10 protein-coding genes, 2 tRNA genes and 4 pseudogenes are annotated in these 14,336 nt (G+C 71.9%); 9 read left to right on the forward strand and 7 right to left on the reverse strand.

Annotated features, from left to right (window positions below; all coding sequences use genetic code 11):
- Positions 1 to 48 precede the first annotated feature (48 nt).
- Positions 49 to 1,980: a DNA primase gene (dnaG, locus tag ACT17Q_RS06515; RefSeq protein WP_444665159.1), complete on the forward strand. Its 1,932-nt coding sequence runs from the start codon at positions 49 to 51 to the stop codon at positions 1,978 to 1,980.
- Positions 1,981 to 2,013: 33 nt separating this feature from the next.
- On the opposite strand, the gene ACT17Q_RS06520 is transcribed toward dnaG, so the two are convergent.
- Complete coding sequence (locus ACT17Q_RS06520) at positions 2,014 to 2,835, reverse strand: transglutaminase-like domain-containing protein (protein WP_094182218.1); 822 nt, start codon at positions 2,833 to 2,835, stop codon at positions 2,014 to 2,016.
- A gap of 270 nt (positions 2,836 to 3,105) precedes the next feature.
- On the opposite strand from ACT17Q_RS06520, the gene ACT17Q_RS06525 reads away from it, so the two are divergent.
- Positions 3,106 to 3,903 carry a DUF1206 domain-containing protein gene (locus ACT17Q_RS06525; RefSeq protein WP_444665160.1) on the forward strand — a complete coding sequence of 266 codons (798 nt, stop codon included), beginning with the start codon at positions 3,106 to 3,108 and terminating at the stop codon, positions 3,901 to 3,903.
- A gap of 3 nt (positions 3,904 to 3,906) precedes the next feature.
- Here the strand turns inward: ACT17Q_RS06525 and ACT17Q_RS06530 are convergent, their stop codons facing one another.
- The 3 genes from ACT17Q_RS06530 to ACT17Q_RS06540 form a co-directional block, all read right to left on the reverse strand.
- Positions 3,907 to 5,244, reverse strand: coding sequence for an MFS transporter (locus ACT17Q_RS06530; RefSeq protein WP_444665161.1), 1,338 nt, complete (start codon positions 5,242 to 5,244; stop codon positions 3,907 to 3,909).
- A gap of 172 nt (positions 5,245 to 5,416) precedes the next feature.
- Positions 5,417 to 5,489, reverse strand: a tRNA-Asn gene (locus ACT17Q_RS06535).
- 46 nt (positions 5,490 to 5,535) lie between these two features.
- Positions 5,536 to 6,048 carry a hypothetical protein gene (locus tag ACT17Q_RS06540; protein WP_141319813.1) on the reverse strand — a complete coding sequence of 171 codons (513 nt, stop codon included), beginning with the start codon at positions 6,046 to 6,048 and terminating at the stop codon, positions 5,536 to 5,538.
- Positions 6,049 to 6,112: 64 nt separating this feature from the next.
- Between ACT17Q_RS06540 and ACT17Q_RS06545 the strand changes: the two genes are divergently transcribed.
- Together ACT17Q_RS06545 and ACT17Q_RS06550 are read left to right on the forward strand one after the other, a co-directional pair.
- A tRNA-Ile gene (locus ACT17Q_RS06545) sits at positions 6,113 to 6,186 on the forward strand.
- A 293-nt stretch (positions 6,187 to 6,479) separates the two neighbouring features.
- Positions 6,480 to 7,157 carry a transposase gene (locus ACT17Q_RS06550; RefSeq protein ID WP_157732524.1) on the forward strand — a complete coding sequence of 226 codons (678 nt, stop codon included), beginning with the start codon at positions 6,480 to 6,482 and terminating at the stop codon, positions 7,155 to 7,157.
- A gap of 2 nt (positions 7,158 to 7,159) precedes the next feature.
- Here ACT17Q_RS06550 and ACT17Q_RS06555 read toward each other — a convergent pair.
- Positions 7,160 to 7,737, reverse strand: a pseudogene (locus ACT17Q_RS06555) (transposase); the annotation flags it as partial.
- Between the two features lie 842 nt (positions 7,738 to 8,579).
- On the opposite strand from ACT17Q_RS06555, the gene ACT17Q_RS06560 reads away from it, so the two are divergent.
- Together ACT17Q_RS06560 and ACT17Q_RS06565 are read left to right on the forward strand one after the other, a co-directional pair.
- Positions 8,580 to 9,092 (forward strand): sigma-70 family RNA polymerase sigma factor, encoded by a 513-nt coding sequence (locus ACT17Q_RS06560; protein ID WP_094180308.1) that lies wholly within the window; start codon positions 8,580 to 8,582, stop codon positions 9,090 to 9,092.
- A gap of 272 nt (positions 9,093 to 9,364) precedes the next feature.
- A complete protein-coding gene (locus ACT17Q_RS06565; protein WP_444665162.1) occupies positions 9,365 to 9,673 on the forward strand; it encodes a hypothetical protein in 309 nt (102 codons plus the stop codon).
- Between the two features lie 22 nt (positions 9,674 to 9,695).
- Here the strand turns inward: ACT17Q_RS06565 and ACT17Q_RS06570 are convergent.
- A pseudogene (locus ACT17Q_RS06570) lies at positions 9,696 to 10,704 on the reverse strand (IS481 family transposase).
- Between the two features lie 574 nt (positions 10,705 to 11,278).
- Positions 11,279 to 12,591, reverse strand: a pseudogene (locus tag ACT17Q_RS06575) (ISL3 family transposase).
- 268 nt (positions 12,592 to 12,859) lie between these two features.
- Between ACT17Q_RS06575 and ACT17Q_RS06580 the strand changes: the two are divergent.
- From ACT17Q_RS06580 to ACT17Q_RS06590, 3 genes and pseudogenes are all read left to right on the forward strand, one after another.
- Positions 12,860 to 13,006 (forward strand): annotated as a pseudogene (locus tag ACT17Q_RS06580) (ISL3 family transposase); the annotation flags it as partial.
- A gap of 66 nt (positions 13,007 to 13,072) precedes the next feature.
- The gene (locus tag ACT17Q_RS06585) at positions 13,073 to 13,390 is read left to right on the forward strand and encodes a helix-turn-helix domain-containing protein (protein ID WP_115941774.1); all 318 of its coding nucleotides are present in this window, start codon (positions 13,073 to 13,075) and stop codon (positions 13,388 to 13,390) included.
- A complete protein-coding gene (locus ACT17Q_RS06590; protein ID WP_444662423.1) occupies positions 13,387 to 14,334 on the forward strand; it encodes a transposase in 948 nt (315 codons plus the stop codon). Before ACT17Q_RS06585 ends, ACT17Q_RS06590 begins: the two co-directional genes overlap by 4 nt.
- Positions 14,335 to 14,336: the final 2 nt, after the last annotated feature.

Genomic DNA, 14,336 nt, shown 5'->3' on the forward strand with positions numbered 1-14,336 from the left:
ACCCGCCCGGACGTCGGGACGACGGCGCGGACGACCTAGACTCCTGGCGTGGCGGGACGCATCCGGCGGGAGGACGTGGAGGCGGTCCGCGAGCGTGTGCGCATCGACGAGGTGGTCGGCGCGCACGTGCAGCTCAAGACCGCGGGCGTCGGCTCCCTCAAGGGTCTGTGCCCCTTCCACGACGAACGCTCGCCGTCGTTCCACGTGCGGCCCCAGGTCGGCCGCTACCACTGCTTCGGCTGCGGCGAGGGCGGCGACGTCATCGACTTCGTCATCAAGGTCGACGGCCTGGGGTTCACCGAGGCGGTCGAGTACCTGGCGGGGCGCGTCGGGATCCAGCTGCGCTACGAGGAGGGCGGCGGTCCCGCCCGGCCCGAGCAGGAGCCCGGCCGTCGGCGCCGGCTGATCGAGGCGCACAAGGTCGCCGAGGAGTTCTACCGCGAGCAGCTCACGACGCCCGCCGGTGCCGCCGGCCGGCAGTTCCTCGCCGAGCGCGGCTTCGACCGGACCGCTGCCGAGCAGTTCGGCGTCGGGTTCGCCCCCACCGGGTGGGACGCGCTCATGCGTCACCTGCGCGGGCGCGGGTTCACCGAGCCCGAGCTCGTCGCCTCGGGGCTCGTCAGCCAGGGGCAGCGCGGCGTCTACGACCGGTTCCGCGGGCGGCTCGTCTGGCCCATCCGCGAGGTCACCGGCGAGACCATCGGGTTCGGCGCGCGCCGCCTGTTCGACGAGGACAACGGCCCCAAGTACCTCAACACGCCCGAGACCGCGCTGTACCGCAAGTCCCACGTGCTGTACGGGCTCGACCTCGCCAAGCGCGAGATGCAGCGCGCCAAGCAGGTGGTGGTCGTCGAGGGGTACACCGACGTCATGGCGATGCACCTGTCCGGCGTGGGGACCGCGGTCGCGACGTGCGGTACCGCCTTCGGCTCCGACCACGCGCGCATCGTGCGCCGTCTCATCGGCGACTCCGGTTCCAGCAGCGGCGTGCAGCTCGCGACGGGGGCGTCCGTCGGCGGCGAGGTGATCTTCACGTTCGACGGGGACGCGGCCGGGCAGAAGGCCGCGCTGCGCGCGTTCGGCGAGGACCAGACGTTCGCCGCGCAGACGTTCGTCGCGGTCGAGTCGAGCGGGATGGACCCGTGCGAGCTGCGCCTCGCGCGCGGACCGGACGCGGTGCACGCGCTCGTGCGCGGCCGCCAGCCGCTGTTCGCCTTCGTCCTGCGCTCCACGCTCGCCGCGTACGACCTCGCGACCGCCGAGGGTCGCGTCGCCGCGCTGCGCGCCGCGGCGCCCGTGGTCGCCGGGATCCGCGACACCGCGTTGCGCCCCGAGTACACGCGCCAGCTCGCCGGCTGGCTCGGCATGGAGGACCTGTCGACCGTGCAGCGCGCCGTCGACGGGGCGCGTCGCGGCGGGCCGTCGGGCCGCGGCACGACGAGCGGGCCGACGCGTGCCGGTGCACCCGAGCAGGGCCGCCCCGCCCGTCCGGACCGGTCCGACCCCGTGCTGCTGGTCGAGCGCACCGCCCTCGAGGTCGTGCTCCAGGCGCCGACGCTCGTGCCGGGCGAGTTCGACGAGCTGGGGGCCGACGCGTTCGCCGCTCCGGCCCACCGCGCCGTCCACGAGGCGATCCGGGCCGCCGGCGGTGTCGTCGCCGGTGCCGCGTCCGTCGGCGCGGACGGCAGCGCCGCCGCGTGGGTCGGTGCCGTGCTGGAGGAGGCCGCCGAGCCCGTGCGCGCGCTCGTCACCGAGCTCGCGGTCGCGCCCGTGCCCGAGGACCGTCCCGAGGCGGTCGCCGACTACGTGCGCGGCGTCGTGCTGCGGCTCGTCGAGATGGGCTTCACGCGCCAGATCGCCGAGCTGCGCGGACGCCTGCAGCGCATGGACTCGGGCGCCGACCCGGCGGCCTACCAGGCGGCGTTCGCCGAGCTCGTCGCGCTCGAGGGCCGTCGTCGCACGCTGCGCGAGAGCGCCTGACGCGGCCCGGGGCCGCGGGCGTGACCCGACGCGTCAGCGCAGCGTCCGCAGACCCGTGCCGTCGTCGGACGTGGCCTGCGCCGCCCCGGCCTCGTCGGACGAGGGCGTGACGCTCGCGGTCACCGTCATCGCGCGCAGCGAGAGGTCGCCGCCGTAGTACGACAGGAACGCGGTGTCGGTCGCGTCGCGGCCGGTGGCGATGCGCAGCATCGTGTCGCGCGGCGCGAGGCGGGTCGCGTCGAGCACGTGCCAGGCGCCGTCGACGTACGCCTCGGCCACCGCGTGGAAGTCCATCGGCCTGAGCCGGGGCGCGTACACCGACGCGAGGCGCGCGGGCGTGTCGCACGCGCGCAGCAGCGCGACGACGAGGTGCGCGAAGTCGCGGCACACCCCACGGCGCGCCAGGAGCGTCTCGGTCGCGCCGTCCGTCGGCTGGCTCGCGCCCGGCACGTACCGCACGTGCGAGGCGACCCACCCGACGACGGCGTCGACGAGCTCGGCCCCCGCCAGACCGCGGAACTGGTCGCGCGCGAAGGCGAGCAGGCGGTCCGACTGGACGTACCGGCTCGGGCGGCGGTACTCGACGAGGTCGAGGTCGTCGACGGGCGGGGGCCCGGACCGCCCGGACACGGTCGCGTGGTAGTCGACGACGACCCGGCCCGCGGGGACGTGCACGCGGTGCGAGCGGCCGCCGTGCCCGGACTTGATCTCCAGGACGTCGAGCGGACCGTCCTCGTGGCGCACGACGAGCTGCTCGGTGCGGTCGTAGGAGCCGTCGGCGACCGCGACGGCGAGGTAGAGCTCGAGGGGGCTGCGCACGTCGAGGGAGAGGTGGCAGGAGACGGTGCGCAGCACGGCCGGCGGGTCCATTTCCCCGGCTGTCGGTGGCCGGAATCACGAGGGGGCAGCGCAAGTGTGAGGCTCGCGGGACGGTTCGACAAGCCCGCCCGGTGGGCACGGTGAAACCGCAGGTCAGGCGCCTGTGCTGCGGGTCGCTCGCCGCGTGCGGGGCCTCGACGCGTGGGTGGGTGCACCCCGCCGGGTGCCGCCTGCGGTCGCGCGACCGCGGGGGCGCTGCCACGATCGGTCCTGCCTCCTTCGCCACCCCCCACGACGGGAGACCTCATGTCGAGCGCCACGTACTTCACCGGGACCACGCAGGACGCGTGGGAGAAGGCCGCGCGTGCCGGATACGCCGTCAGCGGCGTGCTGCACGCGCTCATCGGCGTGCTCGCGCTGCGGCTCGCGTTCGGCGACAGCTCGGCCTCCGCGGACCAGTCGGGCGCGCTCTCGACCGTCGCCCAGGAGCCGTTCGGCCAGGTCGTGCTGTGGGTCGCGGCCGTCGCGTTCCTCGCGCTCGGCGCGTGGCAGGCGGCCAAGGCCGCGCACGTCGGCCACGCGGGCCGTGCGCACCGCGGCGACCGCGCGAAGGCCGTCGGCCGCGCGGTCGTGTACCTGGCGCTCGCCGCCACGTCGGTCGCGTGGGCGGATGGTGCGGGCTCGTCGTCGTCGGACCAGTCGAAGGGCATGACGTCGGACCTGATGTCCGCGCCGGGGGGCCGGCTCCTCGTCGGCGCGATCGGCGTCGCCGTCCTCGCCGTCGGGGTCTACCACGTGGTCAAGGGCTGGCGGAAGAAGTTCCTCGAGGACCTCACGGGGCTGCCGGGCGGGCAGGCGGGGCGGGGGACCGTCATCGCCGGCCGCGTCGGGTACATCGCCAAGGGTGTCGCGCTCGGCATCGTCGGCGTGCTGTTCGCGCTGGCCGCGTGGCACGCGGACGAGTCGGAGGCCACCGGGCTCGACGGCGCGATGCGGACGCTCAAGGAGGGGCCCGCCGGGACGCTGCTGCTCGCGCTCGTGGCGGTCGGCTTCATCGCGTTCGGCGTCTACTGCGTGGTGCGCACCCGCTACGGCCGGCTCTGAGGGTCAACGGTCGCGCGCGCGGCGGGGCACGTGCGGGCGGCGCACCGCGTCCCGCAGGCGCGGCACGACGACGCCCTCGTCGGCCATCACCGCGCGCGTCCGTGCGCGGCTGCGCAGCACACCCCACACGCCCAGCAGCCACGGGACCAGGAGCACGCTGAACGCCCAGCGGTAGGCGTCGAGCGAGTACGTCGTCGCGCCCGCGGGGGAGACCGCCTGGAGCGCGACCCCCACGGCCAGGACGCCGACGATCGTGGAGACGAACCCGCCGGTGTTGACGAAGCCGGACGCGGTCCCGAGCCGCTCGGGGGCGCTGTACGTCCGCGCGAAGTCGATCCCGACGAGGGACACGGGGCCGCCCATGCCGACGAGCACGACGAACAGCACCAGCTGCCACATGGGCCGCGGGGTCGAGGGCACCAGCACGACCAGCCATGCGACGAGCGTCATGCCGCACGACCCGAGCACCGCCCAGGTGCGCCGCAGCGGGTGGCGCCCGGTGAACCGGCCGACGAGCGGGCCCGTGGTCATCGCGGTGACGGTCAGCACGGTCAGCAGGGCCCCGGCCTCGGTCGTCGAGCGCCCCTGCGCGGTCACGAAGAACGGCACGCCCCACAGCAGCGCGACGACGTTCGCGGAGAACGGCGTGGCGAAGTGGCTCCACCAACCCAGGCGGGTACCCGGCGGCTCGACCGCGGTGCGCACCGCCCGCAGGAACGACGTGTCGGAGCGCGGCGCGTCGCTCCGGTCGTCGTCGGGCTCGCGGACCCCCAGGAACGAGGCGACGGCCGCGACCGCCCCGACCACCGCGAGCACGGTGAACGTGGACGTCCAGCCGTGGTGGTGCACGAGCCACGCGACGGGGATCGCCGACGCGAGCTGGCCCGACTGCCCGATGAGCCCGGTCACCTGCACCATCAGCGGCGCGCGCATCGGCGGGAACCACTGCGCCACGAGGCGCACGGCCGAGATGAAGATGCCCGCGTCGCCCGCTCCGATCAGCACACGCGCGGCGAGCGCCAGCGGCACGTCGTCCGCGAACGCCAGCAGGAGCTGGCCCGCGGCCATCACCGCCGAGCCGCCGCCGATGACGACGCGCGCGCCGAACCGGTCGAGCACCCGTCCCGCCGGGAGCTGCATGCCCGCGTACACGGCGAGCTGCACGACCGAGAACATCGACAGCGCGGTCGCGCCGAGGCCGAACCGCTCGATCGCCTCGACGCCCGCGACGCCCAACGACGTGCGGTGCAGGACGGCCACGAAGTACGCGGCGACCGCGGCCGTGAACACGACCATCGCGCGGTGCGACGACGTGCGCACGGGGTGCGGCACGCCGGTCATGGGGAGGCTCCGTCTCGGTGGGCGGCTCGGTGAGGGTCGGGACAGGTGCCTCGACGAACCGACCACCAGCCTACGTCCGGCCCGCCGCCGCACCGACCGCGCCACGGGGGCGCGACAGCCGCCCGAGCACGACGAAGGCCCTGCCTGCGATGCAGGTCAGGGCCCCGTGGAGCTCCCCCGACTGGACTCGAACCAGTAACCCTTCGATTAACAGTCGAATGCTCTGCCAATTGAGCTACGGGGGATCGCGCTGCAGAACTCTAGCAGCCGTTCGGGGGTGCTCCCGACCAGTCAGGCCGGCAGCCCGGCGCTCGCGCGGAGCTCGGACTCCGCCGCGTCGACCAGCGCCGCGACCTCGGGCCGGGCGAGGTCGACGCCCTCGTCGGCGACGACCTGCGTGAACAGCTCGCCGTCCTCGTCGCGCCGCAGGGCGACCCGCGCCTGACCGCCACCCGGGAGCGTGACCGAGGTGGCGTGCACCACGGACGACTGCACGCGCTCCCGGAACGTCTGCGCGAACCGCACCGACTGGCGGTCCGTGCCGAAGACGAACGTGTCGCTCGCCCCCCACACCCACCGCACGGCGAGCGTGCGCGTCTCGGGGTCGAGCGAACCGCGGTCCACGTCCGCCCACGGCGTGCGCGCCGCCTCGCCGTCGCGCAGCACGTGCAGCGCGAGTCGCGAGGCGGCGACCCGGCGGCCGTCCGTCAGGGTCGCGGCGACGAGCACACGGTCGCCGCGACGCAGGTCGAGCAAGCGACGGTCGTCGTCCGTGAGCGCGCGGGTGGAGAGGAAGCCGGCCACGGGCCCACGGTACTCGGCCCTGGTCCGGTCCCGTCCTGGTCCCGGTAGCCTGGCGGTCGATCTCGGGGCAGTAGCTCAGCCGGTCAGAGCAGCGGACTCATAATCCGTGGGTCGTGGGTTCAAGCCCCACCTGCCCCACTCGCGTTCTCCCATGTCAGCCCGTACTTTGGCGTCGCCGTCGGGCTACCGGGCGACGACGGGGACCAGTTCAGCCGCCGTGGGGACCAGTTCACGCCCGTCTCGCAGCGCCCGCATCGCCGCGCACCATGCCGACGCTGAGCTCGCCCCGGTGCGGCTCGCTGCCCTGGGCAATACACGAGATGAATCCACTTTCGTCTGGCAGTGGCGCCGGGCCTCTGGCTACCCGTAGCGTTTTCCGCGTAGGCGCTGTACGGAGCCGACACGCCCCCGGAGTGACAAGCCGGGTCGCGATGCCAAGCGACTCGACGGGAAACTGCGAAAGACAGGGGACCAGCGCGAGGAGCGGCAGCGGAGGGTTCACCGGCTTCAGGACCGCCGCTGCCGAGGAGCTGCCCGACGCCGTCGCGGTGATGGACCCCTTCCACGTGGTCCGCCTGGCCAGCGATGCGCCCGACCGGTGCCGACGACGGGTCCAGAACGACCTGCACGGACACCGCGGACGGGCATCCGACCCGCTCTACAAGGCCCGCCGGACCCTGCACACCGGGTCTGACCTGCTCAAGAACAAGCAGAAGGCGATCATCGCCGCGCTGTTCGCGGGAGACGAGCACGTCGAGGTCGAAGCAACGTGGCAGGTCTACCAGACGATGATCGGCGCCTACCGCGACCCCGACGCCACGGCCGGACGGGAGCGGATGACCACGCTGATCGCGTCGATCTCCACCGGCGTCCCGGCAGCGTTGGTCGAAGTCCGCCCCCTGGGTCGGACCCTGAAGCAGCGCGCCGCGGACGTCCTGGCCTACTTCGAGCGGCCGGGCACGAGCAACAGGCCGACCGAAGCGATCAACGGGCGCCTGGAACACCTGCGCGGCACCGCGCTCGGCCTTCGGAACCTGACCAACTACATCACCCGCAGCCTGCTCGAGACCGGCGGCTTCAGGCCGGTCCTACACCCTCCATTGCGATGAGCCGCCAACGGCTCCCCGGTGCCCTCGGGGCCGTGGTCGACGAACGCGCACAACGGGTGGAACCCGAACCCGCGCTTGAACGTCGCCGCGGCCTTCTCCTTCTCGGAGTGCGCGCCCACCAGGGTCGCGTCCAGGTCGATCACCAACGGGCTCGCTGCGCTGCGGTCGTGGTCGGGCGCGTTGACCCCGGCCGCCGCCCAGACCCTGGCCCGCGCCTTCGCGCGTGCGGTGTTGACCGCGGCCAACACCTTGTCCACATCCGTGGCCAGACGCGCGATCGTGCGTGAGGCCGTCGGGTCGGAGGCCACCGGCCCGAACACCGCCGGCTCACCGCGCACGACCGCCAGGTCCGAGCACGCGTCCCACCCAGCGCGAGGGTCAACGCGAGATCCAGCAGCACCTTGGCCGGGTCATGGTGAGCCAGCGGCGCCCGCCACGGCGCGAGCGCCTCCCGCAACGCCACGTCCAGCCCCGCCGCGCGGACCGTGGAGGTCAGCAGGACACCACCTGCCTGCGAGACCGCCGACCCGCCGTTCGCGTCGACCGCAGGTCGCGGGGAAGACCCGGTAGGCTTCTTCACCTGGAAGGTGCTCCTTGAACTGGGTTGATATGTCCGTCGCAAGACACATCATCGCAGGTCAGGAGCACTTTTCACGTCTACGGCACGCCACCGGCGTGAAAGACTGAGGCTAGGTTGTCATGGCTCACGACAGTTCGTGCCGTCGCGTAGGAGTGAGGCAGTGGTGCCCTCGCGGGGGTGGTAGACGTGCAGCCAGCGCCCGGCCGCAGGCACGCCTGTCCCTCGAGGAGTCATCGCTGACGCGGCGGCGGCCTTCGGCGGGCGCCTGGCGCAGCGCTGAGCGCGTCGTCCGATCGCGCAGGTTGCGACCGGGTAGGTCTCGGTGCAGGCGGTGTCGAAGGTGGACGGCAGGTTCGACGAACTGGGCGAGCCGGGACTGAGTCGGCGGCGCATCGTCCAGCAGCGCTGCCCGCCCGTTCGACGACGCAGCCGTTGCGCGCATCGAGGCGCTGCGTCGTGCTCAGGGGACGAAGACGCGGTAGGTCTGCGGGCCTGACCGCCGAATGACGTGGCCGTGTCCACGGCCTGGGGACGGCCGGCCCGACTGGATGGTGGCCGGCGGCGCGACATCGACCCTGACGGTTCGAGCAACACCTCGCGCTCACACAGCGGTGGCCGACCGGCTCACGACTCCCGCCCCGGCCACCCGCGTCCAAGGCCAGAATGTCCAGTGAGCACGACTCGGCATGGGAGCCCCACCGCAGGCGGACGGACGGATCTCGTCGGGACCTGAGCGGTTCGGCGGGACTCGCAGTCGGGCCGACGAGCGACGCGAGTAAACACTCTGGGTCGCTCGGTTCGTCTTAGTAGTAGTGGTGCGGTGACAAGGAGGTGAGCGAACTGTGGCACAGCTCGACGCCGGCGGTGACATGAGCGTCCCTGCGTTCGTTGACGAACACTGGGCGGACCTCATGCGGCTCGCCGTGGCGTTGTGTCGTGACCACGTCGCAGCCGAGGATCTCGTGCAGGACTGTCTAGAGCGACTCCTCTCCCGATGGGGCCGTGTCCAGTCGGCAGACTCGCCGTTAGCGTACGCCAAGCAGTCGCTCGTGCGCCTGTTCATAGACCAGACACGGCGTCGGCGGGTTCGTCTGGTCGAACTCGGCGAAAGCGATGGGCGATCGTCTGACGGTGGCATCTCCGTCGTCGATGGGTACCTGACCGCACTGGCGATGTTGCGGCAACTGCCGCCGCGGGAACGTGCGGTGCTCGCACTCCGATACATCGAGTGCATGGACGACGCGTCCATCGCTCACACACTACGCATCACGCGGAGCACGGTGCGTACAACAGCTCACCACGCACTACGCAAGCTCTCTGTAGGCACTGACACAGAACTGGAGGCTGCAAGATGATGATCTCCGAGGCAGACTTCGCCGCTCGGTTGCGTGCCGAGGCCTCTGCAGCGTCCAGCGATCGGCCACCGCGCCTACTCACCCCAGTCGACGGAACGCGTAGATCCTGGAACAGGGTGGTCCTTGCCGGAGCCGTACTTGCGGTTGCCCTAGGAGGCATCGGCACTCTTGCCGTGCAACTAGGCAACAGTGCGCCCGGGACAGCGGTGCCGCCCGGGGCCGCGCCGACCTCCGTGGACCTCCCCGCAGACGTTGCATCCATCCAGGCGGCTATGAGCGACTCGCTAGCAGTAGGTGACGCGAGGTATGAAGGTGGGACGCTGGCGGACATCGATGGCTGCCTTGGCATCGATGATCGTTTGCTCGTGCTGAAGCGTTCGTTCTGGACGTGGAACACGCAAGAGCAGACGCTGACGTCCCGCACGACCGGTGCGACTTACCGAATCGGCGACGAGTTGCCGCCGCTCAGTGGTGGTTCGTTTGGTGCGCGAAGCGTGCAGGAGACAAGCATCGAGCTGCCTTCAAACTGCGCAGACTTCGACGGCGGCGCCTTCGTGGCTGGTCCGCCGACTGCCCTCTGACGTCCGGCATCCCCCGGGACACCTAGGTGTTCTGGGTCATGACGTTGGTGACGCGTGCGCGCAGGCGTGAGGCCGGGGGCCGGTCGCCGGCGGCGGTGTGAGCGCGATGGTAGTTGTAGTGGATGTTCCAGATCTTGATCGCCGCGGCCCGCTCGGCTTCGGAGGTCCAGACCCGGGCGTAGAGGAACTCCTCGGCCAGGATCCGGTTGTAGCGCTCGACCTTGCCGTTGTGGCGGGGCGTGTGCGGGCGGATGCGCTGGTGGCGGGAGGCGGCCGCGACGACGGTGCGGGTGAAGGCGGTGGCCTTGTAGTTCGCTCCGTTGTCCGTGATCACGCGCACGATCCGAGCGATGCCGTGGGCGGCGAAGAACGCTCTGGCGCGGTGGAAGAACCCGATGGTGGCGGCGGCCTTCTCGTCGGGCAGGTGCTCGGTGTAGGCCAGGCGGGAGTACCCGTCGATCGCCGAGTGCAGATAGACGTAGCCCGCCCGTGCACCCTTGGTCTTCGCGCGCTGGGCGGCCTTGTCCTGCTTCGATCCGCGGCCGTGGGCGCGCCACCCGCCGCCGTCGGGGATCCGTCCGACCTTCTTCACGTCCAGGTGGACCATGTGCCCGGGGTAGCGGGCGGTGATCCGCCCGGTGGCGCGGTTGGCCGACCCGTCGGGGTCGATGTCCCGGCGACGGTTGATCCCCAGGCGCACCAGCCACCGCGAGACCGTCGCGAGCCAGACCCGGTGCCCTGCGCGGGTCAGCTCAAGGTGAATCTGCCGGGCGGTCCACTTGTGCGCTCGGCGCAGCCGCTCGATCAGCTCGACCAGGTCCGGGTCCAGCTGCGTCGGGCTCGAACCGGGCACGCTGGAGCGGTCGAGCAGTCCGACCTCGCCGAGCTCGTCGTAGCGGGCCTTCCCCTTGGACAGGCACTGCCGGGAGATCCCGGCCTCGGCCGCGACATGCGCGATCGGACGCGACCGGCAGCGCTGGACCAGGCGAAAACCGGCCGACAGGGGTCAACGGGGCGTTAGCGTGGCTCATGAGGGGTAGGCCTCTCTCGGCGCGGATGTGTAGGTCGCACTTCCCATCCTGCCGCCGACGGGCCTACCCCTCCCTCACACCCCGCGCCGTGTCACCAACCTCATGAACCACAACACCTAGCAGCCGTCCCACCCACGCCTCGCCGCCGACTCGCAGCCGCCTCGCCCCACACCGCCGTGGACTGGTCGGCCACCGGAGCGGGGGTGCTGGCGCCGACGCCGCAGGCGGCAGCGACGGCACCGACCACCGCCACCTGGTCTCGGTCGTCGCCCCGTCCGTCGTCACGTCGGGCGTCACGGTGTCGCCTCGCCTGCATGGTCATGCGGTCCGGGTTACGCCTGTGCAGGCTTGGTCAGCGGGCTTCGGCAATCTCCGTCCCGGCCGCGGACGACAACGGTGCCCTCGCTGCGGGCAGGCCGGTCGCCTGCGGAAAAGCTGGTCATCGACCCCACCCGGCCCCGCTGCAATGACGCAATCCTGTCAGTTCCTGCATAGACATCGCTCCGCGTGTCTATGCGGACTGCCGTATACTCTTGCGCATGACCGAGACAGTCACACCCACTTTCCAGGCTCTTCACAATGCAGGGTGTAGTCGGGGTCTGAAGCCGCCGGTCTCGAGGAGGCTGCGGGTGATGTAGTTCGTCAGGTTCCGGAAGCCGAGGGCGGAGCCGCGCAGGTGTTCGAGCCGCCCGTTGATGGCCTCGGTGGGGCCGTTGCTGGTGCCGGGCGGTCGAAGAACGCGAGGACGTCCGCGGCACGCTTCTTCAGGGTCCGGCCGAGGGTGATGATCTCGACCAGCGACGTCGGTACTCCGGTAGCGACGCAGTCGATCAGCGCGGTCATGATCTTCTTGCCGGTGGTCCGGTCCGGGTGCCGGTAGGCGCCGATCATCCGCTGGTAGATGCCCCAGGTCGCCTCGACGGGCACGTGCTCCTCGTCGGCGAACAGGGCCTCGAGGCGGGCGGCTTGCCGGTCGGTGAGCAGGTCAGCACCGGTGTGCAGGGTCCGCCGGGCCCGGTAGAGCGGATCGGTCGCGAGGCCGCGGTGCCCGTGGAGCTCCTGCTGGACCCGGCGCCGGCACTTGTCGAGGGCGTCACCGGCGAGGCGCACGACGTGGAACGGGTCCATGACCGCGACCGCGTCGGGGAGCTCTTCGGCGGCGGCGGTCTTGAACCCGGTGAACCCGTCCATCGCGACGACCTGGACGCCCTGCTGCCACGCCTTGGGCCGCCCGGCGAGCCAGTCCTTGAACACCGCCTTGGAGCGGCCCTCGATCATGTCGAGCAGTCGGGACGGCCCCGTGCCGTCCTTCACGGGGGTCAGGTCGATGATGACGGTGACGTACTTGTCGCCACGGCGGGTGTGCCGCCACACGTGCTCGTCCACGCCGATGACGGTGACCCCGTCGAACCGGGCCGAATCGGCGATCAGCACGCGGTGGCCTTCGGCGAGGACGGCGTCGTTGACCGTGTTCCAGGCCACGGCGAGCGCGTCGCGCAGCCGGGCGACGGTCAGGTGCTGGACCACCAGCCCGTTCAGCGCCCACGCCAGCGCGGCACGGGAGAGCTTCGCACGCGGCTCCGCCGCCCGGGTGGTGTCCTGCCGCCACACCCGCTCACAGGTGGGACACCGGTAACGGCGCACCCGCACGTGCAGCGTGGTGGGCCGCCACCCGAACGGCTCGTGCGCCAGTCGGCGCGTGACCGTGTCCCGCACGAGGCCCTCCGCACCGCACTGGCGGCAGAACTCGTCGCCCGGCACCGGGACGACCCGGCACTCGAGCACCGTGCGGCGGTCGGTGACGTGCTGGCCGACGACGACCAAGCCGAGATCGTCCAGACGGGCGAACGTGGTCAGGTCAGGCGGGCAGAAGGTAGCGTCGTCCAACGTCGAGGTCTTTCGGATGGGTTGGTGTGAGAACCCCCATCTTCGGAAGACCTCGACGCCTTCCCCCACCTCGACACGCCCGCCACCACGCCCGACGTCTCACGACATCGTCGACACTCCTACACCCTCATCTGTGATGAGCCACTTTGGCTCTTCGCAGTTGAGGGTGTAGAGCTACGTTGAGGTCGGCGGCGTGGCGGTGCTCGCCGAGGCGTCGAGGTCTTCCGATGATGGCGGTTCCTACGCCGGCCACCCGGAAGACCTCGACATACGCGACGCTACCTTCACCGACCCCGACGTGACGACATTCACGCGCCTGGACGGCCACGGCCTGCGGGTCGTCGGCCAGCGCCTGGAGCCCGGCCGGGCGGTCTTGGCCTGCCGTGTCGCCGAGCCGGATCCTTGGTGTCGGTGTCGCGCGTCAGACTTTGTGGCAGGGCCCGTTGCTTGCGGGCCTGACCTGTGAGGAGTCTGATCGTTCATGGCAAGACCACCGGCCGTTCCGGCCGAGGAGAAGACCAGGATCGTGTTGTCGGTCTTGGCCGGCGAGGTCACCGTCGCCGAGGCCGCCCGGCGGGCGAAGGTGTCCGAGCAGTCGGTCGGGAACTGGAAGCGGGCGTTCCTCGAGGCCGGCAGGACCGGCCTGGCGGCGGGGAAGTCGGGGCCCTCGACGCGTGAGCAGCAGCTGGAGGCCGAGGTCGCCGAGTTGACCCAGGCCCTGGGTGAGGCGCACCTGGAGGTCCGGGTGTGGAAGAAGTCCGCGGAGGGCCGGCTGGGCCCTTCGAGGACCTCGAGGTGATCCGCATCCAGGCGGGCATGCCGACCACGAGGTTCTGCCAGGTGATCGGCGTGCCCGAGCGGTCGTGGCGGCGCTGGCAGGCCCGCGCCCGGGCCGGGTCCCCGGTCAAGGGGCCGTGGCCGCGCCCGGCGCGCGAGAGCGTGCGCGTGGCCGCGCGGCGGCACGCGTTGGCGCATCCGGCATGGGGGCACCGCAAGGTGTGGGCCATGGTGCGCCACGACGGGCACCGGGTCTCCCAGGCCACCGTGCTGCGCCTGCTGCGCGATGAAGGGCTGATCCTGCCCGCCGCCTACCAGCGGGAACGCCGCCAGCTCGCGGCCCGCAGGAAGGCCGCGTTCGCCACCGAACCGACGGGGCCGAACCAGGTGTGGCAGCTGGACTTCTCCGAGTTCGAGACCACGACCGGCGGCACGTGGCGCATCGCCGGGTGCCGGGACTACTGGTCGAAGTACGAGCACCCGTGGCATGTGTCCCCGACCGCGAACCAGCACGACGCGATCGCCGCGATCGAGCTTGCCCTGGCCGACTACGAGGCGATGTTCGGCCGCCCCCTGATCGACGCGTGCGCCCGCGACGGCGACGGCAACGTCGTGCCCGCGGTGACGGTCGTGACGGACAACGGTGGCCCGTTCCGCTCGTTCCGGTTCGAGGCGTTCATCACCGCCCACCCCGAGCTGCGGCACGTGCGCACCCGGGTGCGTACGCCCGGGCAGAACGGGTCACGCGAACGCGGGTTCGGCTCCCTGAAGTACGAGCGGCTCTTCCTCGAAGAGATCGACGACGTCCTGTCCCTCGTCGCGCACGCCGACGACTACCGGGCCGAGTACAACACCGTGCGACCGCACGAGGCGATCGCCTGGAACCGGCCCCTGGAGGTCCACCTGGGCCTGGCCGACCCGCTGACCCCCAACTTTCCCGAGACCCAAGACCTGCCAGCAGCTTGACG

The sequence above is a fragment of the Cellulomonas sp. CW35 genome, from assembly GCF_052378485.1.
In the GTDB taxonomy this organism is placed as follows: Bacteria; Actinomycetota; Actinomycetes; order Actinomycetales; family Cellulomonadaceae; genus Cellulomonas; species Cellulomonas uda.